This is a genomic window from Ancrocorticia populi, from assembly GCF_003123745.1.
GTDB lineage: Bacteria > Actinomycetota > Actinomycetes > Actinomycetales > Actinomycetaceae > Ancrocorticia > Ancrocorticia populi.
Genome location: NZ_QETB01000005.1, coordinates 201,860 through 225,273 on the forward strand (window position 1 = coordinate 201,860; position 23,414 = coordinate 225,273).

Consider the following 23,414-nt stretch of genomic DNA (forward strand, 5'->3'; position numbering starts at 1 on the left):
CGGGTGCCACAGTTTATGTCGGAGGTCGGACATAAGATCTCGAGTGCCGCTCGGAGAGGGCGGCGCGGTCACAGACCTGTTCTGTCAATGTGCCGCTTATGTGGCAACTACGTGAAGGAAGAGATATGGCGAGCAAGAATGCCACCAAGTCCGAAAAGGTCAGTCAGGCCACCACGGATAATCGTGAGAAGGCGCTTGACGCAGCGCTAGGCCAGATCGATCGTCAGTTTGGCAAGGGATCTGTCATGCGGCTGGGCGATCAGCCGGTTAACCGGGTAGAGGTTATCCCTACGGGTTCCGTTGCATTGGATATCGCCCTAGGCATTGGAGGGCTTCCGCGCGGACGGGTTGTGGAGATCTACGGACCGGAATCCTCGGGAAAGACCACAGTGGCACTTCACAGTGTTGCGAACGCACAGAAGAACGGCGGCATCGCGGGCTTTATTGACGCAGAGCACGCGCTTGATCCTGAATATGCGCGAAAGCTTGGAGTGGATACCGATTCTCTTATCGTCTCCCAACCGGATACCGGTGAACAGGCTTTGGAGATCGCGGATATGCTCATCCGTTCTGGGGCACTCGACATCATTGTGATTGACTCCGTGGCGGCTCTGGTACCCAAGGCGGAAATTGAAGGGGAGATGGGCGATTCCCACGTGGGTTTGCAGGCACGGCTCATGAGTCAGGCCCTCCGGAAGATCACTGGCGCGCTATCTGCTTCGGGCACCACCGCGATCTTCATTAATCAGTTGCGCGAGAAGATCGGAGTCTTCTTCGGTAACCCAGAAACAACCACCGGTGGTAAGGCTCTGAAGTTCTATTCGTCCGTGCGTCTTGACGTGCGCCGAATTGAGACCCTCAAGGAGGGCAACGAGCCCGTGGGTAACCGCACCCGCGTCAAGGTTGTGAAGAACAAGATGGCCCCGCCGTTCAAGCAGGCGGAGTTTGACATGATGTACGGGCAGGGAATATCCCGCGAGGGCGGCATCATTGATATGGGCGTTCAGCTCAACATCGTTCGCAAGTCCGGCGCGTGGTACACCTATGAGGGTGATCAGCTGGGACAGGGTAAGGAGAAGGTCCGCCAGTTCCTTAAGGACAATCCCGAGATGGCCGATGAGATCGAGAACAAGATCCTCGTTGAGGTAGGCGTCAGGCAAGGCGAGGAATCGGGTGAGGGCGCCGGGGAACCAGAGGATGTTGATTTCTGATGGCTTCCAGGCGAAAGCCTGAGATCGGCGAACTAGACCGAGAGGAGCAGGGCCGGCTGGCACGGGACATCGTGACGCGTCAGCTGGCCATGATGGACCGTTCGCGCGCACAACTGGAACGTACGCTGGTACGCAAGGGAATGCCTGAGGACGTGATCGATGAAGTGCTCTCCCACTACGAGGAGATCGGCCTGATCGATGACGAGCATTTCGCCGAGGTGCTCACGCGTACGCGGTTCACTCAGAAGCGCGCCTCCCGGCGTGCCATTGCTGCCGAGCTGGAGCAAAAGGGCGTTGATCGGGAGATCATCGAGCGGGTTATCACGCAGATTGATCCTGATTCTGAGTTCCAGGCGGCTGTTGAGTTGGCCTCAAAAAAGCTGCGGGCAGGCGGTGGAAATCCCGAGACACTGAACCGGCGTACGTACGCGCTGCTTGCGCGGCGGGGCTTTAGCTCCGGTATGTGCAGTTCGGCGCTGCGCCAGGCACGGGAGCAGGTGGAGCTTGAGCTGGATTAGACTAGTGTGCGATGTCTGAACTACCACGTACCTACGCCATCCGCACTCTCGGATGCCAAATGAACGTCCACGATTCCGAGCGCCTCGCGGGGCTCATGCAAGAAGCTGGCTATGTGCCGGTGGCTGACGTGCCCGCCAAGGCTGAGCGCGCCACGGAGGCCGGGGATCAGGGCGCGGACGTGGTGATCCTCAATACGTGTTCCGTGCGTGAGAATGCTTCAAACCGCCTCTTCGGTAATCTAGGCCAACTCGCGTCCGTCAAGAGAGAACGGCCCGGCATGCAGATTGCCGTTGGAGGCTGCCTTGCTCAGCAGATGCGCGGAGGCATCGTCGAGCGAGCGCCATGGGTGGACGCCGTGCTGGGAACGCACAACCTCGATGTTCTGCCCGCTCTCCTAGAGAGAGCGCGTCACAATAACGAGGCTGCGGTAGAGATCGAAGAATCGCTCAAGGTGTTCCCCTCCACGCTACCTACCAAACGCGAATCCGCCTACGCGGGCTGGGTATCCATCTCCGTGGGTTGCAACAACACCTGCACGTTCTGCATCGTGCCGCACCTTCGCGGCAAAGAACGCGATCGCCGTCCCGGTGAGGTTCTCAATGAGGTTCAGGCGCTCGTTTCTGAGGGTGCCATCGAGGTGACCCTACTCGGCCAAAACGTTAACTCGTACGGAGTGGGCTTCGGGGACCGTCAGGCGTTCTCTAAGCTGTTGCGTGCGTGCGGGCAGATTGAAGGTCTAGAGCGGGTGCGGTTCACCTCGCCTCATCCGGCAGCGTTCACCGAGGACGTCATTGAGGCGATGGCCGAGACCCCCAACGTTATGCCGTCGCTGCACATGCCACTACAGTCCGGATCGGATCGGATTCTGCGGGCCATGCGGCGCTCGTATCGTTCGAAGAAGTTCCTCGGCATCATCGATCGAGTACGCGAGCTGATTCCGGACGCCGCTATCACCACGGATATCATCGTGGGCTTTCCCGGTGAGACGGAAGAAGATTTTCAGGCTACCCTAGACGTAGTGGAGCGCTCGCGCTTCTCTGACGCTTTCACGTTCATGTATTCGCCACGCCCCGGAACTCCTGCCGCGGATATGGAGGAGCAGGTGCCCACCGATGTGGTGAAGGAACGGTACAACCGCCTGATCGCCCTCCAAAGCAGAATCGCCGAAGAAGAAAACACTGCCCGTGTGGGCCGTGAGGTGGAAGTACTAGTTTCCGCGAGCGAGGGACGCAAGGACGCCCAGACCCATAGAGTCTCTGGGCGAGCCGCGGATAACCGACTAGTCCACGTGGCACTTCCCGAAGAATTGAGCGAAGCGGATCGGCCAAGGCCGGGCGATATGGTCCGAGCCACCGTGACGCATGGGGCGCCACATCACCTCGTTGCTGATTCAGCTCTGGCTGGTGAGCTCTTCGAGGTTCGCCAGACTCGCGCCGGTGATGCCTGGGCCTCGCACGAGGCCCGTAAGGCCGAACTTCAGGCTGAGGCCGAAGGAAAGTTGCCCGTCTCGATTGGTTTGCCCACACTTAGAGTGGGCGCCTAGGAGCCTACCGTGATCATCTCCATCGTTGGCCCAACCGCCAGCGGCAAGACCGCTCTTTCTATCGAGGTTGCCGACGCCCTCGGGGGAGCGGAAAACGTGGAGATCATCTCTGCGGACGCCATGCAGCTCTACCGCGGGATGGACATTGGAACGGCAAAGATCACTCCAGGCGAGCGTCGGGGAATTGCGCACCATCAACTGGACGTCTTGGACCTTCAAGATGTTGCGAGCGTTGCGTCCTACCAGAGATACGCCCGCGAGGATCTGGCGGAGACCCAACGGCGTGGGAAGGTTGCCGTCGTCGTCGGCGGATCTGGACTCTATGTATCCGCGCTTCTTGACGAACTGGAGTTTCCAGGACGTGATCCCGTAATCAGGACGCAGCTGGAAGCCCAAGCGGAGGACAACTACAGCGATCTGCTAGCCGAACTGGCGGAAAGGGACCCGGAGTCCTATCGGACCATCGATTCGCGCAACCAACGCCGGGTGATTCGGGCACTCGAGGTTATTCGCGCCACCGGGCAGCCGTTCACCCCCAAGTTTCCGAGGCACACGAGCCACTATCCCGATCTCGTTTCGTTCGCTGTCACGCGCGACATGGCACTCCTTGAGGGATCTATCGAGGCACGCACTCAGACGATGTTCGCTCAGGGGCTGCTAGACGAAACCCGGGGTCTTATCGATCGGGGGCTGCGGGACGCCCCCACCTCCTCGCGGGCCACGGGCTACGCGGAAGCCATCGCGGTGATCGACGGAAAAATGACGCGCGATGAGGCGGCAGAATCCATCACGTTTGCCACGCGACGCCTAGCAAAAAAGCAGGGGACATGGTTTAAGGCAGATCCGAGGCTCACGTGGATTGATCTTTCAAACGGGGACATCTCGGCGGCAACGAAACGGATTGCCGATTCGGTAAAGTAGCTCCCGTGATACCGGCAAACATCAAGCTCACGAAAGGCCACGGAGCGGGCAACGATTTCATCATGGTGCCCGATCCCGACGGGCTCATCAATCTTGGGCCTGAGGATGTCGCTGTCTTGTGCGACCGCCACACCGGCATCGGGGCTGACGGCCTGATCCGGGTTGTGCGTAGCGCGGCCTCCGGCGAGTTTGCGGATGCGGTGGGCCTGCCTGAATGGTTCATGGACTACCGAAACGCGGACGGATCTATCGCCGAAATGTGCGGCAATGGCGTCCGGGTGTTCGCGCACTATCTCGCAAACGCGGGCCTCTCAAAGCTGGATGTGGGTGAGAGCCTGACGATGGCCACCCGAGGCGGCAACAAGAAGGTGCGCCGTGAGTCCGCCGATACCTACACGGTGGATATGGGGGAGTACGGGCTGCCGCTCGGCGATAGCGGGGCCGATACGCGTGTGGAGGTCTCGGGAATCGGGGAGTTCGAGGCGCTGAGCGTCACGATGCCCAATCCGCACACCGTTGTGATCCTGCGGGACCGCGAACAGCTTGAGGCAGCCGATCTGCACGCCGTCCCTACCTACGATCCGATCCCTACCGAGGGCACGAACCTTGAGCTCGTGGTGCCTGATCCGGTACGTGCCCGGATGCGGGTTCTGGAACGTGGCGTGGGGGAGACCCTCGCGTGCGGCACCGGCACCTGTGCGGTTGCGATTGCCCTCCTGCGCTTTCGTGGCAAGAGTGAGGGTACAGTCCCGATCCACTCGCCGGGCGGGGACCTATCCGTCCGAATCGAGGCGGGCCGGGCCTACCTCACCGGCCCCGCACAGCTTGTTGCCGAGGTGACGCTGCTTTAAGATCGCGCGGCCTTAACGCTGCGAATCGAAATGACTGCGTGCGAAGTTGGAGTCTGGTAGAGCCTCAAGCGCGGATATCTCTTCTGGGCTCAGTGAGAAGTCGAGCTGGGCGTTGGCGGAAATATGAGCCTCGGACGTTGCCTTAGGCAGTGGCAGAACATACTGTTCGATGCAGAATCTGATGGCTACCTGCGCGGGCGTCACGCCGTGTGCGTGGGCAATCTCGTTGATAGTGCGGTCTGTTAAGAGTCCGCCGGTTGCCAGCGGCGAATAAGCTTCCACCACCATGCCGTGGTCCTGTGCAAACGACGTGTTGATGGGCTGAGTAAAGCCACAATAGTAGAGGATCTGGTTGACAGCCGGGATGATGTCTCCGTGATCGAGAATGTTCTGCATGTCCGGCACCGCGAAGTTTGAGATACCGATAGCGCGAATCTGCCCCGCGGCATGTGCCTCTTCGAGCGCGCTCCAAGCCTGAAGATTGCCTTCATCATCGGACTGATCGGGGGTTGCCCACGGCCATGGCGCGTGAATCAGGTAGAGATCCATATAATCTAGGCCGAGCGAGCGAAGGCTCTCTTCGATGGTCTTGGTTGCACCGTCACGAGTTTTGACTTGGGCCGGCAACTTGGAGGTCACGAACAGTTCCTCGCGGTCGATTCCTGAGGCGCGCACGGCCCGCCCAACCGAACCTTCATTGCCATAAGCGTGAGCCGTGTCCACGTGGCGGTAGCCGAGGGATAGCGCCTTTGCCACGGCTTCTTGGGTCTCAGCGCCCTCGGGCATCTGCCACGTACCAAAGCCAACCTTGGGGATTGTGACACCGTTGTTGAGTGTGAAGGTCTCTGTCAGGATGCTCATCGTCTTCTCCTCGTTTGTATGCCTGTCATGCCATTCTTGCACGTCAAAGTATGAAGTGATGCTGCGAAGATGCCCTCACCGCGAAGACACAGCCAGAATCCGGTAGCCCTTCGCAGAGGCGATCTTTTCGCAGCCATACCCTTGGCCAACGAGCCAGCGCTGCAGCGAATCGGCGCCCAGATTCTTTTGGACCACAAGGTAGGCGGTTCCGTCCGGTGCTAGGCGATCTAGCCAGGTGACCAGCAGGTTGTGGAGCGCCTCCTTGCCGATCCGCACGGGCGGGTTGGACCAGATGAGGTTGATCTGGCGCCCGGCCAGCGCGGCCTCGGCTTCCTCGGGGGAGTAGACGCGCCCTTTGAGGTTGTTCCGCTCAAGGTTCTTTGCGGCGAGCTCACGGGCACGTTCGTTGACGTCCACGCCCCATACCTCGGCGCCGCCCGCCTCCCGCGCAAGCGCGAGTGTGATCGGTCCCCAGCCGCATCCCACGTCCACCGCGAGATCGCCTTGGGGTAGTTCGGGTGCGGGCACCTTATCGAGTAGCACGGCGGTTCCCTTATCCACTTTCTCGTGGGAGAACACACCGGCTTGGGTGACCACCTTGTATTGGCGATCGCGCAGGTGAATGGCATGTTCGGTTTCGGGACCCGCGCTCGCGGGATTCTCAGAAAAATAGTGATCGGTGCTCACCGTGCAAGGATACCAAGTGCTGGGAGCGGAATCTCAGCGACCGATCCCCACTATCAGCCCTAAGCATGAGAAAATGGATTCGACTAAAGGAGCATATGACGCAATCACAACACAACACGCCCGCTTCACCCGCGACGGCCCACGGCGCCGTTGCCGATATTCGGTCCGGTCGCGGAACGGCGCTACAGGCAGACCCGGCGTACTTCGGGGATTGGGCAGGAGATAGCTTTCAGCGTGATGAACGAACCGCACTACAGCGAGTTGAAGGGCTAGAGACCGGGGCAGAACGCGAAGAGGGCGTTGACATTGAGTACCGTCAGGTCCGCCTTGAACGCGTTGTCCTAGTGGGTATTTGGGGAGATTCCACCCAAAGCCAAGCCGAGGATTCGCTTCGGGAACTAGCGGCGCTCGCAGAAACTGCGGGATCGGAGGTGCTGGATGGCCTGATTCAACATCGAGATACCCCTGACCCGAGCACGTATCTTGGCAAGGGCAAGGCGCACGAGCTGGCGGATCTGGTTGCTACGCTCTCCGCCGATACGGTTATCGTGGATTCGGAATTGGCTCCTTCCCAGCGCCGCGCCTTGGAGGACGTGGTAGGCGTCAAGGTTATTGACCGTACCGCGCTGATCCTCGATATCTTCGCCCGCCACGCCAAGTCCCGCGAGGGCAAGGCACAGGTTGAGCTGGCCCAACTCGAATACCTTCTACCCCGCCTGCGCGGATGGGGCGAATCAATGTCTCGGCAGGCTGGTGGCCGGGTGGCCGGTGGCGCCGGCATCGGATCGCGCGGACCTGGCGAAACCCAGATTGAATTGGATCGCCGCCGGATCCGTACCCGCATGGCCAAGTTGCGGCGCGACATCGCTAAGATGGGCCCGGCCCGCGAGCAGCAGCGTTCGGAACGCCGCCGCACGGGCGTCCCCTCGGTGGCGGTGGTTGGCTACACGAACGCAGGTAAATCCTCTCTCTTGAACAAGCTGACCGGCGCTGGCGTTCTCGTAGAGAACGCCTTGTTCGCTACGCTGGATCCCACGGTCCGCCGCGTGAAAACCTCCGAAGGCCGCGAATACACGATGTCCGATACCGTGGGATTTGTGCGCCAACTGCCTACCCAGCTAGTGGAAGCCTTCCGCTCCACGCTGGAGGAGGCTGGGGAAGCGGACGTTCTATTGCACGTCGTGGATTCCTCTCATGAGGACCCCGTGGGTCAGGTTGAGGCGGTCCACGAAGTCCTGCGCGAGGTTCCGGGCACCGCGGAGGCCCGCGAGATCATCGTGCTCTCCAAATCGGACCTTGCTGATCCGGTGGATCTGGCCGCCCTGCGTTCACGATTCCCTAGGAGCGTGGCCGTCTCGTGCCTTACGGGGGAGGGGCTTGGCGAACTTCGCTCCACCATCGAAGAAGCCCTTCCACACCCGACCATCGAAATGACAACGGTGATTCCGTACACTGATGGTTCGCTTCTTTCACGTATCCATGACGCGGGAAAGCTCCTAGAGCCTGTCCAGTACCGCGAGGAAGGTACGTGGGTACACGCCCTAGTCACCCAAGAACTTGAATCCGCCTTGCGCGAGGCTACCGCCCAATGAGCAAACCGGTTGAGGAGATCCTCGATTCCGTAGTTGAGGATCTGGGCGGATCGCGGCGCGAGGGCCAAGTCCAGATGATCGAGCTAGTCTCGGAGGCTCTCGATTCCGACGGGCACTTGCTGGTCCAAGCAGGAACGGGCACGGGAAAGTCGATCGGATATCTAGCTCCCGCGATGGAGTGGTCGATGGCGTCCGGTGAGCGAGTAATCGTCTCCACCGCAACGCTGGCCCTCCAGCGTCAGATCGTGCTTCACGATGCCCCCCGCGTTGCCCGAGCGGTCACCTCCGTCTTGGGCAAAACTCCACGGGTTGGCCTGCTGAAGGGTTGGAACAACTACGTGTGCCTGCGAAAGGCAACCGGTGGCTACCCCGAAGAAGATGCGCTGATATCGCGGGCGGCTGGCGAATATGGTGCCACGGCTACAGGCGAGGAAGTGACCCGTCTGCGCGAATGGGCGATGTCCACGGACACGGGAGATCGCGACGATCTAGTTCCCGGCGTGAGTGAACGCGCCTGGCGCCAAGTTTCCGTGACGAAGCCAGAGTGCATTGGCACGAAGTGCCCGTTGCGCGATTCGTGCTTCCCTCTGCTAGCGCGTGGGGCCGCGGAGGAATCAGACATCGTGGTTACCAACCACTCCATGCTCGGAATCCAGAGCGCTGGAACACCGGTTCTCCCCGAAGCCAGCGCATTCATCGTGGACGAGGCTCACGATCTGGTGGATCGGGTCACGAGCCAACTCACGTCCTCGATATCCGCGCCCGAAGTAGCCGGGCTTGCGCGCCTGCTTCGGCGGGAGAAGATCTTGGCTACGGACTTGGAAGCGGCGGGGGACGCGATCGGGACGGCGCTCGCAGATCTGGACGAGGGACGGCTAACCCGGCTCCCGGAGGAGCTCTCGGATGCCCTGCTGGCGCTGCTCGGTGAACTTCAGCAGGCCAACGCGGACGTTGCGGACTTGCCCGGAAAGAACGAAACGGACGCCGCCGCGAAGTCCTTGGCACGTGGCAGGGTCCAAGAACTCGCGGATGTTGTGGAGCGGCTCTTGTCAGATGAGCGGGCAAGCGGCAAGTTGGTCACCTGGGTTCAGCACGGGTTTGATGATCGGCCCTCTCTCCATGTGGCACCGCTAGATGTTTCGAGCTCGCTTGCTGATGAGCTCTTCGAGGGGAAGCCGGCCATCCTGACCTCCGCCACGCTCGCGCTCGGGGGATCCTTCGAACACGCGGCCACCGAAGTGGGTTTCGCCTACCCGAGTCAGGGCCCGTGGGACGGCGTAGACGTCGGTTCGCCTTTCGACCATGCTAAGCAAGGCATCCTCTACGTTGCGGACAGCTTGCCCACGCCCGGACGCGACGGGTACGGGGATGAGCAGCTCGATGAGATTGTTGATCTGATTGAGGCCAGTGGTGGGGGCGCCCTCGGGCTTTTTACGTCCCGGCGCGGCGCCGAACGGGCCGCAGAGTACGTCAGGGACCGGGTGAAGACCCCGATTCTGGTTCAGGGCGAGGACCAGTTGCCCACGTTAGTGAGAGAATTTGCCGACGACGACGAAGCCTCCCTCTTCGGTACCCTCTCCCTGTGGCAGGGCGTTGACGTGCCGGGGCGAACCCTTCGGCTCGTGATCATCGATCGTATCCCGTTCCCACGCCCTGACGATCCGCTGGGCCAGGCGCGTACCCAATCGGTGGGGGCGGCCGGTGGCAATGGATTTATGCAGGTGGCGGCCTCCCACGCGGCGCTGTTGTTGGCGCAGGGAGCCGGACGATTAGTGCGGCGTCACGATGACCGGGGAGTGGTGGCCGTGTTGGATCCACGGCTACGCACGGCGCGGTATGCCGGGTACCTCTTGGCCTCGCTGCCCCCCATGTGGCGGACTACGGATGGGGCTGTGGTCCGCAAAGCGCTCGCTCGGTTACGCGATGCGGATGAACCCGCCTCGTGAATTTGCAAGTTAGGGGAGCGCCAGAGCCATTGATTTCGTAAACTGGTATCTGGTGGGTGAACCACTACCAAGAATGTGTGAGGAGTTGCTGTGACTGGCACGCCGGAAGTTAATCCCGTTATTGATCCCGAAATCCCCGCAGCCGTGATGCCCGATAAGGGATCAAAGCTGGCCGTTATCGGCGCTGGCGCTGTGGGATCCGCATGCGTCTATGCCTCGATGATCAAAGGCGTGGCGCGCGAGTACGCCCTCTTTGATATCAACGAATCCAAGGTTAAGGCCGAGGCGCTGGATATCGCTCAGGGTTCCCAATTCGCACCGGTTTCCACCGTTGAAGGCTCGTCCGATATGGCCGTAATCAAGGACGCCGATGTTGTGGTGATTACCGCTGGTGCCAAGCAGAAGCCGGGCCAGTCCCGTCTGGATCTTGCCGGTGCAACGATCAACATCATGAAGGATGTTATTCCTAAGGCCGTCGAGCAGGCACCCAACGCCATCTTCCTCCTAGTGTCCAACCCCGTTGATGTGGTTACCTACGCTGGCCTAAAGATTTCCGGCATGACTCCGGATCACTTCTTTGGATCGGGCACGGTTTTGGATTCCTCGCGCCTTCGCTACCTGATTGCGCAACACTGCGGCGTTTCCGCACAGACAGTCCACGCATACATCGCTGGTGAACACGGCGATTCGGAGATCCCGCTCTGGTCTTCGGCCATCATCGGGGCAGTTCCGCTCCTGCAGTGGGGAGAGACTGTGGATGGCCGGAAGCTGGACGAGAGCCTTCGGGAAGCGATCCACCATGAAGTTGTGAATTCCGCCTACTCGATCATCGAAGGCAAGGGAGCTACCAACTACGCCATTGGCCTGTCCGTGGCGCAGATCGTGACCACCATTCTGCGGGATGAGCGCCGCGTTCTTCCCGTTTCCACGCTGCTTGACGATTGGATGGGTATCTCAGACGTTTGCATGTCCGTTCCTACGCTCGTTGGGCGCTCCGGTGTTGGGCGCAGGCTAGTTCCGGTTGTCACCCCCGATGAGTACCGTGGGCTGCGGGCCTCGGCCGATTCTATCCGGCACGTAGCGTCGAAGTTTGGCATGTAACTCATCGCAATCTGAGTATGAAGAAGGGTGGGAGCACAAGCTCCCACCCTTCTTCATTTGGACCCTTGGGGGATGAACATGGCGACTAGATGGACCGCAGCACGGTGACCACCCGGCCGAGAATCTCAGCATCGTCAGCGGGGATTGGGGAGTAGGCGGCGTTGCGCGGCAGGAGAGTCAAGTGCCTGCTCGTGCGCGAAAGCACCTTGACCGTGGCCTCGCCGTCCAACATGGCGGCAACGATCTCACCGTTTTCCGCGGTCTTCTGGCGCCGTACGATTACCCAGTCACCGTCACAGATGGCTGCCTCAATCATTGAGTCTCCGCTGACCTTCAGAGCAAAGAGCTCACCGGTTCCGGTGAGCTGGCGAGGGAGCGGGAACACATCTTCAATGTGCTGTTCGGCCAGAATGGGCTGGCCCGCGGCGATGCGGCCAACTACCGGAACGTTGGAGGCCGGGGGTAGGGAAATGGATTCGTCGCCATCCTGATACTGAATGCGCTCACCGCGGTCGATCGGAGTGACATTGGGGTAGAAGACACTCTCCGCCACCTCCCCGTTTTGCCGCCCGTAGTTCCTTCCAGCGGCTGTTAGCTCCATGGTGCGTGGCCTGCGGGCATCACGGATGAGGTATCCCTTGTCGGCTAGGGCGTCCAACTGGTACTTGACCGAGGACGTTGAGGAAAGGCCAACTTCCTCTCCGATCTCTCGGATGGTAGGGGCGTAGTGGTTACGCAACATATGGTCACGAATGCAGACGAGCATGGCCGCCTGCCGCTTGGTCAGTTTGTCCTTTGCCATGGCGAGGGTCCTTCCTGGATCCAAAAGGTGTGGGAGCCACCTGTTTGACTTCTATTTATAGAGTAATCGCTCAATCGGCGTAGGCCAAACACTTGTTCTACCGTGTTGCGAAGTTTCGAACAAAACTTCTGGACACTCGAACGGGTTGGGTGTACTCTACAAACAGGTGTTCGATGAACGTTAGTTCGAAGGAGTTGCTATGAGTGTTCAGCCGCTCGTTGCTGTGGAATCGCCCTTAAGGCTTGTCCATGAAGAAGAGGTTAAGCTACAGCCGCTGCGCATCGTGCGACTTGAGGAGCGCCCTAAGCCCCGTTCGGGCTTTGACATTGCGTTTAATGTTGCCGCGGCGGTGGTAATCGGGATGGCCTTGCTTGTGCTCGGTATGGTGCTGGCAACGGTGTCTGCTCCCGATGCCGGCAGTGTCGCTGCCGGACTGACCGATCAGGTGGCACCCTTGGCGGATGTATTTGGTGGTGGCTTAGCCTAAGGCGGAGGTTTCCCGTGGGGCTTGCTACACTTTTGGGCATGCATTGTCCGTTTTGTCGCCATCCCGATTCCCGCGTCATCGATTCCCGTACTACTGATGATGGGCAAGCGATTCGCAGGCGGAGAGAATGCCCGAACTGTAAGAGACGCTTCTCCACGATGGAGACCGCTAGCCTCATCGTGCTCAAGCGCTCCGGCTCAAGTGAGCCTTTCTCACGTGAGAAGATCATTGCTGGGGTTGGCAAGGCGTGCCAAGGGCGCCCAGTTGGCGAGGATGATCTCGCGCTCCTAGCCCAAAAGGTTGAGGAGAAGGTGCGCGCATCGGGAAGTTCACAGATCGACGCCCACGAAATCGGGTTGGCTATCCTCGAGCCGCTGCGGGAGTTGGACGATATCGCATACCTGCGATTTGCTTCCGTGTATTCGAGCTTCGAAACCTTGGATGATTTCGAGGAAGCGATCGAAGAACTACGCCAGCACAAAAGCCAGCAGGCGCAGGACTAATCTTCCTTCGTTAGCTTGCTGAGCCACTGCGTAAACGCTTCCTTAGAGATACCCTTGCCGCGCAGCTCATCTGAGAGATCCTTTTCGCTCTCCTTGCCAGACAGGTTTTCTTGGATACCCTCCAGCGATTCGCCGAGCGAGCTGAGCCATTCTTGCAGCTGATCGCGTGTGGCGTTGTACTGCTGGCTGAGGGACGCGGCTAGATTCTCAATCGCGTTGCTAGCGTTGTCCGTGGCCGCGGTTGCTTTCGCGCGCCATTGGCCCGCAGTGAGCTCGAAGTCTTCTAGCTGCTCGCGAATGGACCGGCGCATGACTTTGCCAAGCTGGGACCGGGGGAGATCTTCCACTACTGCGATGGAGCGAGGCACGGCGTAATGGGAGAGGCGATCGTATGCCCAGCGCCGCACCATGTCCAGATCAACAGTGGTATCGGGCTCTAGAACCAGAGCTGCCACAACGGATTCGCCACGCTCATCATCCGGCATGCCCACAACCGCCACGTCGCGAATGCCAGGCATGGCGCGTAGAACGTCCTCAACCTGAGTTGGGTACACATTGAAGCCGCCCTGAATGATCATCTCTTTGGCACGATCGGCCATGACGAGGTAGCCATCGTCCCACCGGGCCAGATCTCCGGTGCGGAGCCAGCCGTCGTGAAACACGGAGGCGGTTTCCTCAGGCTCACCCAAATAGCCTTGGAAGACCTGAGGGCCCTTGACGAGGATTTCTCCGGTACCTTCAGCGTCCTTGGACAGATCGTCAGGATCTGCAACCCGGACCTCGGTGGAGGGGAAGGGTATCCCCAAAGTTGAGGGGCGGCGCTCGGCGGAAACTGGGGAGCCCGCGATGATGGGGCTGGCCTCAGACATGCCGTAACCCTCAATAATCAGGCCGCCAGTGGCTTCTTCCCATTCGGCCGCCAGCGTGGGCGAAAGCGCCATGGCCCCTGAAAAGGCCCATCTGATCGATGAGAGATCTGCCGATTGGTCGGATTCGGCAGCCTGAAGCACGCGGGCGTACATGGGTGCTACCCCGGGGAAGAGCGAGATTGGCCGACGCTTCTGGGCTGCAAGGAATGCTGGGACGTCAAAGTTGGGCAGGATCACCAGCGTTGCTGCTTGAGAGATCCCGATGCCCAGGATCGTCTGAAGGCCGAAGGCATGGAAGAAGGGGAGAACTCCAGCAAACGTTTCCTTACCGGTCTGGATGCCGTTTACCCACAGGGTTGTTTGTGACACATTCGCAACAACGTTGCGGTGGGTCAGCTGAACTGCCTTGGGTACGCCTGTTGTTCCGCCCGTGTGAATGAGGATTGCGGTTTCATCCAGTTCGGGTGGCTGAAGTACCGTCTCGCGTGGCAGGAGCGGCGCTTTGCTGACAATTCGGTCAAAGGAGAGGATCTCGCTCGGGACGTTGCCGCGCAGCCGCTGCTTCTGCTCCTTGGCGGCCTTGACGGGGAGCTTAAGAAGCATCCGGGAAGTGAAGGGCAGCGCCACCGAAAGATCGACGGACAGGTAGGTGCGGCCGCGGAAATCGCAGTCTTCCGTGAGCCGCTCGAGCGTTTGCTCCCACGCAATCACAACGGTGGCGCCGTGGCGCTCCAGCTGTTCGTTGAGTTCGTTGGCAGGGGCAAGCGGGTTGTGTTCGGCAACTGTGGCACCGAGCGAAAGCACCGCATAGAAGGCCACGATGTGCTGCGGACAGTTCGGCATAATCAGCCCCACAACGTCCCCGTGCCGCACACCTGCCCGATATAACGCCGCCTGTGCCTTGCGGACCGTGTGCCGCAGCTCGCGATAGGTGAACGTGCGTCCTAAGAAATCGATCGCAATGCGCTCGGGAAACTCCTCGGTTGAGCGAAAGAGAAACTGGTCGATCGTCTGCGTGACCGGTGGAATCTCGGCCGGGACGCCGGGGGCGTAATGAGGACGTGCGGCTTCGCTTTGGCTCATGGATTAATCCTGCCTATCGTTGTAACTGCGTGCCCATTCTATGTGGTTACGGCCCCTAGTACTCTCTCTTCAGAACGCGAAGGCGAATATTCTGTTCGGAATCCGAAAGGTGCTGGACGGTATGCGCGGGCAGCTCTCCCGAGAGATCAGTGACCATGTACCCAATCTCACCTGCTGTTGCCAGAATCTGCCGGTTGATGTTGGCCCCGGCAGTCGCGAATACCTGATTGACTCGGGCGAGTGCTCCGGGAGTGTTGTGATGAATCCACGCCACCCGATAAAGCGAATCGACCGAAGGGCTGGAAGCAATGTGTGGAAGGTTAACGGAGAGTTCGGTAGCACCCTTGCGCCAGTAATCCATGAGCTTGCCCGTCACGAAGTATCCGATGGATTCCTGCGCCTCCACGGTAGAACCACCGATGTGCGGAGTGAGTAAGACGTTCGGGAACCTGATAAGTGGCGAATCAAAAGGATCACCGTTAGCGTCCGGCTCGTCAGGATACACATCGATGCCCGCTCCAGAGATGGAGCCATCGGCTAGCTTGTCTGACAGCGCGTTGATATCAACTATCGATCCGCGGGATAGATTGATGAGGATCGCTCCTGGTTTCATCTTGTCCATCTGGTCGCGGCCGAAGAAGTTCCGGTTGGTGGGACGGCCGTCAACGTGCAGAGAGACGATATCGGAGCTGGCAAGCAGTTCGTCGAGGCTGCGCAGGCGCCGGGCGTTGCCGATCGCTAGACGCTCGGCGATATCGAAGAAGAGCACTCGCATGCCCATGGCTTCAGCAAGTACGGACAGTTGGGATCCGATCGATCCGTATCCGACGATACCGAGAGTCTTGCCGCGGACCTCATGTGCGCCCGCCGCAGACTTCTCCCATACCCGGTCGTGAAGCACGGCATTTTTCTCTGGGAGGTGGCGTGTGAGAGCGATGGCCTCGCACAGCGCTAGCTCAACCACGGATCGGGTATTTGCATAAGGCGCGTTGAATACGGCGATACCGTATTCATTCGCGGCTTCCAAATCGACCTGGTTCGTGCCGATGCAGTAAGCGCCGATGGCCACGAGTTCGGGACATGCCTCAATGACCTCGCGTGTTACGGCAGTTTTTGAGCGAATACCAAGCATCTGGACGCCGTCGAGCGCCTTGATCAGCTCTTGGCCTTGCAGTGCATGATCAATCCGGACGATTTCGTGGTCCGCGCGCGCGAACAAATCATCGGCTGAAACGTGAGGGTTTTCCAAAAGAAGTATGCGTGCCACAGATTAACTCTGCGTGAGCTTGTGCTCAAGAGCAAACGGGCCCGCATACTGGTACCTAGTTCTCAGCTTCCTCCATGCCCTCGGGAAGTGGCGTGGAGTGGATAACGTGGAGCTGCCGAGTGGGGCGAGTCATGGCCACATAGAGGTTTCCTGGCCCCTCCACAAGGATCTCGCGTGGCTCAATCAGAATCACCACATCGAATTCCAGACCCTTCGCCTGGGCTGAATCGATCACGTGAATGCGAGAACTCACATCCGTGCCCTTTGTATTGATACTCCATTGGTCCAGCGCGGAGGAGTCTACGAGGGAGTCCTTGACCTGCCCTGTGAGAGCTTCAGGGGTAATCACCGCGATGGTTCCGCCGCCGGGTCCGTATTCCCCGTCAAGGAATCGGGCCCAGTCCGAAACGGCACTGATCGTTGACGGGATAAGGTTCTTGGGCTCTGTGGGCCGTGCGGTAAAGCTACCGCTGATATCGCGAGCCGGGCGGACGCTACGCACCGGGAATCCAGCCTCCCCGAGCGTCTTGGATGCGGCACGAAGAACTGTACCGGGTGTGCGATAGGAAATCGTGAGCTCTTCCTCGTGGCTCTGAGGGGCTAGCCTGCCCAGCAGCTCTTTCCATCCACCCGCCGGCGAACCGACCGGCCGCTGATCCAGATCTCCCACCACAGTGAAGGATCGGGTGGGGCAGCGCCTGATAAGCATCTCCCACTGCATGGGTGAAAGCTCCTGTGCCTCGTCCACCACAACGTGACCATACGTCCAAGACCTGTCGCTTGATGCTCGTTCGGCGAGCGTTGACTGCGGGCCGGTAGCTCCCACGCGCTCCGCGAGCAAGTCCGCATCAACGATTCCGCCACCAAGATTCATGGCGCTCATCGTCTCGCTCACGTAATCTGAGAGCTCAGCATCTCGAGCTTGCGCGGCCTCCCTCTGATGCTTCTCGAAATCGGTGGAGAAGCTCCCAAGATGCTCAGCAAACTCGTCGATGATAGCAATATCCGCCTCCGTCACCACGCTGCCTAGGGGACGATATAGCGCTTCTCTTTCCGTCTGAGAGAGCTCGGGGGCAACGCTCGCGAGGCGCGCGGGGTCAGCAAGGATCTTCTCTAATAGTTGGACAGGGGAGGTGGGTAGCCAGTGTAGGTTGATCTCGCGCCGCGCATCCCGATTGGCCGCTACATCGGCAACGATCCACTGGTTATCTTCTAACTCCAGCTCCTTGGCGGTGGCCACCTGACGCGCTAGGTTCTCCACCAACGCCCTTGCGTAGATATCGCGAGATTCGTTGTGCTTCAGCTCGGACCGGCGCGCCTTCTTCTGGGCCGCTTCCACGTCCCTGCGCCGCAACGTTACCTTCTCCGAATCTATGAGGAAGCTCTTCGAACGTTCGAGTGGCTTTTCCAGCAATTGAGTGATGGCACGTCCAGCGATGTCCCGCCACAGCAGACTCGACTTGATCTGGTTGGCGAGGGGTGCGTCTTGTCCCGTGACCTTGACACCTGGCATGAGACCACCAATGGTGGTGGCCACAACGTCTGATTCGCCGAGTGAGGGCAGGACCTGATCGATGTAGCGCAAGAACGTAGGTGTGGGGCCAATAACCAGCACACCGGATCGTGAGAGACGCTCGCGCTGGGCATAGAGAAGGTAGGCTGCACGGTGCAATGCCACCGCAGTTTTACCGGTTCCCGGACCTCCTTGGACCACGAGCACCCCGGTGGAATCGGCCCGGATGATGCGGTCTTGTTCGGCCTGAATCGTGGCGACGATATCCGTCATCTTCCCGTCGCGCGCCTGACTCATCGCACTCATGAGGGCGCCTTCACCGGTGAGCTCAAGGTCAGAGCTATTCTCTGTCTCAGTGTCGAGGAGTTCGTCCTCGATACCCGTGACCTGACGTAGGCGCGTCTGGATGTGCCGACGGCGCACTACGGGCCCGGGTTGGGCGGCTGTTGCCCGGTAGAACGGTTCGGCTTGTGGGGCACGCCAATCAAGGAGAAGTATCTCCTGATCCTCATCACGCAGGCCGATGCGGCCGATATGCTCGAGCGAGCCGTCTTGGAAATCGAGTCTGCCCAGAACCAGCCGGTTCTCTACATTGCGGATACGGCGCAGGTTATCTTCATAGTGGGTGGCGAAAGAATCGCGTTCGGTGCGCGCTCCTGCGCTCTCCAGCTCACTCTGAGTTCGAACGCCCGCTAGCCGTTTCTCGTAACCCAGCCGTTGCCGATCAAGCGCATCATAAGCGGAGTCAACGTAGCTTTGCTCACGGGCGATCGCGCGCTCGCGCGGTTTCGATGTATCCGACAAGACGTTTCCTCTCGATATCCGGGCCACAAGGGGTGGGGACCGTGAAAATCCGGTTGTCTATTGTTCCCTCTTTCTCATCCACGTTCAATTAGGCCTCTCACATTTCTGTATTTCGCTCACGGCGGGAATGGGAACAAGATGTGCTGAATGCGCACTTTCTCTAGCATGAGACAATGGAGGGCGAAAGGAGTTTGGTCATGGGTAAATACATCTCGTTTCCTGAGGACCTGCCGGGTCACATCGGCACGTTGGTCCTGAACCTTGTTGACCCAGCGACGGATGCCGGATCAATAGCTCGCTTGGTTGCGAGCTCCCTCGGCACACTCGATAGCGAGGTTGCGGCCAACATCGATTCGGATCCACTCATTGACTATCGTGCGCAGCGCCCATGGGTGAACTACCAGGCTGGCCAGCTCACTGGCATGTGGAGAGAGGGCCTAGCCCTATCCGTTGTTAAAGACGTTGAGGGGACGGAGTTCCTTCGTCTATACGGATCTGAGCCCGATTTTCACTGGGATTCGTTGGTTGCTGACATGTTGGATGTGGTTGAGCGCTTTGGCGTTCAGTCTATTTACTCTTTCACCGCTATCCCCGCGCCCGTTCCGCATACTCGGGCCGCAGACATGATGGTGCGCTCTACTAAGCCGGACGCTCAGTCCGATGGTCTGGATGCCAATTTCTGGTTCCAGGCATCCTTCGCTGATTACTTGGAGTATCACGCCTCCCGGCTGGATATTCCAATGACGAACGTTGCCGTCCGCGTACCGATGTATCTGGCAGGTCATCACTATTCGTCCGGTGCAGTGGGCGCACTGTCGATGGTGGGCAAGATCTCGGGGCTGCGTTTCCCCGTAGGGGATTTACAGCATGATGTTGCGCGGCAAAACGAGCGACTTGTAGAACTTGCAGAGGAGAATCAAGAACTCGGGCAAGTGATCGGGGCGTTTGAGAAGGACTATGACGAAAAGGGCGATACACCCGGATTCGTCTCCGCACCCGACATGGACTACACGGTCCCGTCTGTGGATGAGATCGGGCGGGCAGCCGAGCAGTTCCTGGCTCAGGTTGATTCGGCCAACGAACGCCCTCACGTGGAAAACGAATTCGATCCACAGGGGCTAGCTCGCAGGATCGATGAGATTCGACGAGCCCGTTCATGGCGCTCGGACCAGCAAGATCAGGGCAGAAACGGGTGGCAGCCGCCATCGGCGCCCCATGCTCAGAGCGGCAAGCCGGACGATACGCCTGAGCCCGAGCAAAAGGATGAGCCCGAATCACAAGATGAACAATCCCCCGATGACCCAGATTCGTCTGATTCGGGCAAGGGAAAGCGCTGGGGGCGCCATTCGTGGGGGTTCGGTAAGAACTAGTTTGACGGTTCGGCTGATGACCAGAGGATGCCGGGCTGTAATTCGTCGTCGGTAAAAACCTTCGAACCGGCGGCCTTCCGGAGCAAAGTCGCGGTGTCAAGCACACTGGCCGGAAGCGAGAGCTTGCGGACGCGACGCGAAATCTCGGCCACGGGGAACTCCTCATCGGAAGCAGCAATCACAATGTTGCCGAAGCGCCGGCCCTTGAGGATCGAGGGATCTACGATCGCGATGAGGTGAGGAAAGTGCTCACTAACTGTCGCGATTTCTTCTCCCAAGCGGGTAAAGCCCGTGGAGGCAATGGAGTTCATGATGTAGAGGCCGCCCGGGCTGAGCACCTCATGGGCCCGCCGCACACACTCTGAGGTGCGGAGCTGAAGCGGGACGTCGCGAACCCGGAATGCGTCACGGATTACTACGTCCCACTTTGCGTTCGTGGTATCCAGGGCGTGCCGGGCCTCATCGGCCCGGATCCGCAGGCGGGGCGAGGGCGGAAGATCGAACCACTCGCGCACGCCGGCAGCCAACTGAGAATCAAGCTCGATCGCAAGCTGTCTAGAACCGGGATGTTGAGCGTCTAACGCGCGGGCTAGAGCGCAGCCGGCGGCACCTAGGTGCAAGGCGCGGAGCGGAACGGAATCTCCCAGCGTTGCCCCGATGATGAGATCGATGTGCTGCATGTACTCGAACTCGAGATAGGTGGGATCCTCAAGGTCTAGGGCAGAGGACTCGGCACCGTCCAGATACAGGGTGATGAGGCTGGGGCGGTATGGGCTCTGCCCAACCTCAGCGAGTGAAAAGCTGGTAGTTACGGGTGAGGTTGGAAGCCGGTCAAGGGGATTAGATCCTCGCTTGGATCGTTGCCCATCGGGCCGAGTCTGCCGATTGTTTTTCGAGCGAGTCACGCAATCACCCTACCAACTTCCGTGGCGTAGGCTGGACAGGAGGAGGAACGATGTCACGTGCACCACGATCCAGTTCAGCGCGCCGGGACTGGGGCAGTGATGATTCCGCCACGCCCATCATCCACATCGATATGGATGCGTTTTTTGTGTCCGTGGAGCTGCTAGAACACCCTGAATTAGCCGGGCTTCCCGTTGCCGTGGGTGGCACCGAGCGCGGAGTCGTGGCGGCAGCCTCCTACGAAGCGCGTTCCTACGGCGTGAACTCTGCGATGCCGGTGGGCGCGGCGAAACGAGTGTGCCCGCAACTGCTCATGATTCCGCCGAACGGCGAACGCTACCGTGAGGTATCTAGGCAGATCATGGCGATCCTTGATGAGTACACCCCGCTGCGCGAGCAGGTATCTGTGGATGAAGCTTTCCTTGATGTCTCAGGTGCCCAGCGGATCTTCGGGCGCCCCGTTCAGATCGCCCAGTCTATTCGCGAGAGGATCCGGGCCGAGGTGGGTGTTCCAGCCTCCGCCGGAATCGCCGCCACCAAGCATGTGGCCAAGATCGCCTCCGCCCACGCCAAGCCCGATGGGCTGCTGCTTATCCCGAAGGACGCCACGGTTGCTTTCCTCGCGGAACTGCCGGTGGGTGCGCTGTGGGGCGTGGGGGAGCGTACGCGAGAGCGGCTGGAAAAGCAGGGTGTGGAAACTGTCGGGGACCTTGCAGCACTTGGGCAAGGCCGCCTCATCCAACTGCTGGGCGAGGCCAGCGGACGCCACCTGTACGCACTGTCCATGGGGATCGACGCACGAACCGTGATGCCTTCGCATGAGGAAAAATCGATAGGCAAGGAAGTCACGCTGTTTGATCGGATTAGTGAGGTGGAGCAGATTGAGGCCATACTCCTTGATCAGGCACACTCGACAGCGCGGCGCTTACGCGAACGTGGCCTTTTGGCACGGACTGTCGCGATCAAAGTGAGGTTCGGAGATTTCACCACGATTACGCGCTCCATAACGCTCCCTAGTCCGTCCAACGTTGCCCAAGAGATCTATCTGGCTGCCAAGCGCCTTCTCAGCGCCGTTCACATTCCTGCCGATGGCCTCCGGCTGGTCGGGCTACGAGCCGAACAGATGGTACGCACTGGTGATGGTATCCAACTCGCGTGGGACGATGATCCGCGACGCCTGAAGGCCGAAGGCGTGATGGACCTCGTGGACCGCAAGTTTGGGCGTGGCGCGATCTCACCCGGGAGCCTCCTCCAACCCCGCGAAGATTCCGCCGAATAGTTGCCTGGGCCGCAGCTGGGATATTGATTCAACTTTCTCGGTTTGCTCTTGACGCGATAGGATAGGGGAACACCAACCGATGAGGAGAAAAGATGCCTCTTTCCGAGTACGAGCGCAAGATGCTCGAGGAGCTTGAGGCCCAATTGGCTGACGAGGATCCCAAGTTTGCGGATACCTTGAAACCGGAGCCACCTGCGGCCGATTCTTCAATGCGCATGTCTATACGGCACCTCGTCCTTGGATTGCTGGTTGCCGTAGTTGGCATTGCCGTCCTAGTTGGCGGAATCGCCCTCGAACTCGTGATCGTGGGAGTTCTTGGTGTGATCGTGATGTTTGGTGGCTTCTGGTACATCAGCGAAGGATTCCGTCCCGGGCCTATGGGTCAGAATCACCAGTCCAAGCAGCAGCGTCCCTCCGGTGGTGGCGGATTTATGTCGCGACAGGCCGAACAGTGGCAACGCCGGAAAGATGACCGCCGATAGATTAGCTAGTACGTGATACGCGAAAGAGGAGCCTTCGGGCTCCTTTTTTCGTATCAGGGCTAGAGGGGATCCCCAGATCACACCAGATCTCTAGGTGAAAGGATCCTCCACTTCCCTCCACTTGGCCCACATGGTGCGGCCAATCGTTCCAGAAACCCAGTTATCTCAGTGCATTCCGGTGCTGCTACCCGGTACATGGCGTACACCGTTGGCTAGGTTCACTGGCTTCCGTTCCTAGTCTTTTCCTGAATTTTGAGCGTCTTCGCGTGATTTACTAGCCAAAACAGTCTTGTCTGTGGTGCAATGTGGAGTAAAGTGGAGGAATTAGAAACGTAGGGGAGGTGGATCGTGTTTCTTGGAACGTATGAGCCGCGGCTTGATGACAAGGGACGCATCATCCTTCCTGCGAAGTATCGCGAGCAGCTCCAAGGCGGGCTGGTCATGACGCGCGGGCAAGAACACTGCCTCTATGTTTTCCCACTAGCCGAGTTTGAAACGATGCAGCAGCAGTTGCGTCAGGCACCTTTGGCATCGAAGGAAGCGCGGTCATATCTGCGTGTGTTCCTTTCTGGTGCCGTTGATGAGGTGCCCGATAAGCAAGGAAGGATCACTATCCCCGCGAACCTACGGACGTATGCGGGGCTACAGCGCGAGCTTTCGGTTATTGGTACCGGGAATCGCATTGAAATCTGGGACCAGACTGCGTGGAGCCAGTACTTGACCGAGCAAGAATCGGCATTTGCCGATCGAGAGGATGAAGTCATCCCCGGGCTTTTCTAGCCCTGAGTGGTGGTCTCTCCTGCCAATCTGAGGCAATTCC

General features: G+C 59.6%; 21 protein-coding genes. 14 read left to right on the top strand and 7 right to left on the bottom strand.

Annotated features, from left to right (window positions below; translation table 11 throughout):
* Positions 1–125 precede the first annotated feature (125 nt).
* From recA to dapF, 5 genes are read left to right on the top strand one after another with little or no spacing between them, the layout of a single operon-like run.
* Positions 126–1,211 carry a recombinase RecA gene (recA, locus tag DD236_RS10155; protein WP_109094281.1) on the top strand — a complete coding sequence of 362 codons (1,086 nt, stop codon included), beginning with the start codon at positions 126–128 and terminating at the stop codon, positions 1,209–1,211.
* Positions 1,211–1,729, top strand: a complete 519-nt coding sequence (locus tag DD236_RS10160; RefSeq protein ID WP_109094282.1) for a regulatory protein RecX — start codon at positions 1,211–1,213, stop codon at positions 1,727–1,729. Before recA ends, DD236_RS10160 begins: the two co-directional genes overlap by 1 nt.
* Positions 1,730–1,740: 11 nt before the next feature.
* The gene (gene miaB / locus DD236_RS10165; RefSeq protein ID WP_109094283.1) at positions 1,741–3,273 is read left to right on the top strand and encodes a tRNA (N6-isopentenyl adenosine(37)-C2)-methylthiotransferase MiaB; all 1,533 of its coding nucleotides are present in this window, start codon (positions 1,741–1,743) and stop codon (positions 3,271–3,273) included.
* Positions 3,274–3,282: 9 nt separating this feature from the next.
* Complete coding sequence (miaA, locus tag DD236_RS10170) at positions 3,283–4,194, top strand: tRNA (adenosine(37)-N6)-dimethylallyltransferase MiaA (protein ID WP_109094284.1); 912 nt, start codon at positions 3,283–3,285, stop codon at positions 4,192–4,194.
* Between the two features lie 5 nt (positions 4,195–4,199).
* A complete protein-coding gene (gene dapF / locus DD236_RS10175) occupies positions 4,200–5,045 on the top strand; it encodes a diaminopimelate epimerase (protein ID WP_243410277.1) in 846 nt (281 codons plus the stop codon).
* A gap of 12 nt (positions 5,046–5,057) precedes the next feature.
* On the opposite strand, the gene DD236_RS10180 is transcribed toward dapF, so the two are convergent.
* Positions 5,058–5,906, bottom strand: coding sequence for an aldo/keto reductase (locus tag DD236_RS10180; RefSeq protein WP_109094285.1), 849 nt, complete (start codon positions 5,904–5,906; stop codon positions 5,058–5,060).
* Positions 5,907–5,981: 75 nt separating this feature from the next.
* Positions 5,982–6,593 (bottom strand): class I SAM-dependent methyltransferase, encoded by a 612-nt coding sequence (locus DD236_RS10185; RefSeq protein ID WP_109094286.1) that lies wholly within the window; start codon positions 6,591–6,593, stop codon positions 5,982–5,984.
* 95 nt (positions 6,594–6,688) lie between these two features.
* Here DD236_RS10185 and hflX point away from each other — a divergent pair, with 95 nt between their 5' ends.
* The 3 genes from hflX (at position 6,689) to DD236_RS10200 (ending at position 11,232) form a co-directional block, all read left to right on the top strand.
* On the top strand, positions 6,689–8,185 hold the full coding sequence (gene hflX / locus DD236_RS10190) for a GTPase HflX (protein ID WP_207785792.1): 1,497 nt from the start codon (positions 6,689–6,691) through the stop codon (positions 8,183–8,185).
* A complete protein-coding gene (locus DD236_RS10195; protein ID WP_109094288.1) occupies positions 8,182–10,131 on the top strand; it encodes an ATP-dependent DNA helicase in 1,950 nt (649 codons plus the stop codon). The genes hflX and DD236_RS10195 overlap by 4 nt, the downstream gene beginning before the upstream one ends.
* 147 nt (positions 10,132–10,278) lie before the next feature.
* A complete protein-coding gene (locus DD236_RS10200) occupies positions 10,279–11,232 on the top strand; it encodes an L-lactate dehydrogenase (protein WP_109094357.1) in 954 nt (317 codons plus the stop codon).
* A gap of 85 nt (positions 11,233–11,317) precedes the next feature.
* On the opposite strand, the gene lexA is transcribed toward DD236_RS10200, so the two are convergent.
* On the bottom strand, positions 11,318–12,034 hold the full coding sequence (gene lexA / locus DD236_RS10205; RefSeq protein WP_109094289.1) for a transcriptional repressor LexA: 717 nt from the start codon (positions 12,032–12,034) through the stop codon (positions 11,318–11,320).
* Positions 12,035–12,233: 199 nt separating this feature from the next.
* Between lexA and DD236_RS10210 the strand changes: the two genes are divergently transcribed.
* Positions 12,234–12,521 carry a hypothetical protein gene (locus tag DD236_RS10210; RefSeq protein WP_109094290.1) on the top strand — a complete coding sequence of 96 codons (288 nt, stop codon included), beginning with the start codon at positions 12,234–12,236 and terminating at the stop codon, positions 12,519–12,521.
* 38 nt (positions 12,522–12,559) lie between these two features.
* Positions 12,560–13,024, top strand: coding sequence for a transcriptional regulator NrdR (gene nrdR, locus DD236_RS10215; protein WP_109094358.1), 465 nt, complete (start codon positions 12,560–12,562; stop codon positions 13,022–13,024).
* Here nrdR and DD236_RS10220 read toward each other — a convergent pair.
* From DD236_RS10220 to DD236_RS10230, 3 genes are read right to left on the bottom strand one after another with little or no spacing between them, the layout of a single operon-like run.
* On the bottom strand, positions 13,021–14,976 hold the full coding sequence (locus DD236_RS10220) for an AMP-binding protein (protein ID WP_109094291.1): 1,956 nt from the start codon (positions 14,974–14,976) through the stop codon (positions 13,021–13,023). The two genes, nrdR and DD236_RS10220, sit on opposite strands and share 4 nt — an antisense overlap.
* Before the next feature lie 55 nt (positions 14,977–15,031).
* Complete coding sequence (gene serA / locus DD236_RS10225; protein ID WP_109094292.1) at positions 15,032–16,243, bottom strand: phosphoglycerate dehydrogenase; 1,212 nt, start codon at positions 16,241–16,243, stop codon at positions 15,032–15,034.
* A 55-nt stretch (positions 16,244–16,298) separates the two neighbouring features.
* Positions 16,299–18,560: a HelD family protein gene (locus tag DD236_RS10230; RefSeq protein WP_109094293.1), complete on the bottom strand. Its 2,262-nt coding sequence runs from the start codon at positions 18,558–18,560 to the stop codon at positions 16,299–16,301.
* Between the two features lie 197 nt (positions 18,561–18,757).
* Between DD236_RS10230 and DD236_RS10235 the strand changes: the two genes are divergently transcribed.
* Complete coding sequence (locus tag DD236_RS10235; RefSeq protein ID WP_165819897.1) at positions 18,758–19,930, top strand: PAC2 family protein; 1,173 nt, start codon at positions 18,758–18,760, stop codon at positions 19,928–19,930.
* Here the strand turns inward: DD236_RS10235 and DD236_RS10240 are convergent.
* Positions 19,927–20,835, bottom strand: a complete 909-nt coding sequence (locus tag DD236_RS10240) for a spermidine synthase (RefSeq protein ID WP_165819898.1) — start codon at positions 20,833–20,835, stop codon at positions 19,927–19,929. The two genes, DD236_RS10235 and DD236_RS10240, sit on opposite strands and share 4 nt — an antisense overlap.
* 50 nt (positions 20,836–20,885) lie before the next feature.
* Between DD236_RS10240 and dinB the strand changes: the two genes are divergently transcribed.
* From dinB to mraZ, 3 genes are all read left to right on the top strand, one after another.
* On the top strand, positions 20,886–22,112 hold the full coding sequence (gene dinB / locus DD236_RS10245; protein WP_109094295.1) for a DNA polymerase IV: 1,227 nt from the start codon (positions 20,886–20,888) through the stop codon (positions 22,110–22,112).
* A 92-nt stretch (positions 22,113–22,204) separates the two neighbouring features.
* The gene (locus DD236_RS10250; protein WP_109094296.1) at positions 22,205–22,594 is read left to right on the top strand and encodes a DUF3040 domain-containing protein; all 390 of its coding nucleotides are present in this window, start codon (positions 22,205–22,207) and stop codon (positions 22,592–22,594) included.
* Between the two features lie 348 nt (positions 22,595–22,942).
* Positions 22,943–23,374, top strand: coding sequence for a division/cell wall cluster transcriptional repressor MraZ (mraZ, locus tag DD236_RS10255; RefSeq protein ID WP_109094297.1), 432 nt, complete (start codon positions 22,943–22,945; stop codon positions 23,372–23,374).
* Positions 23,375–23,414 lie beyond the last annotated feature (40 nt).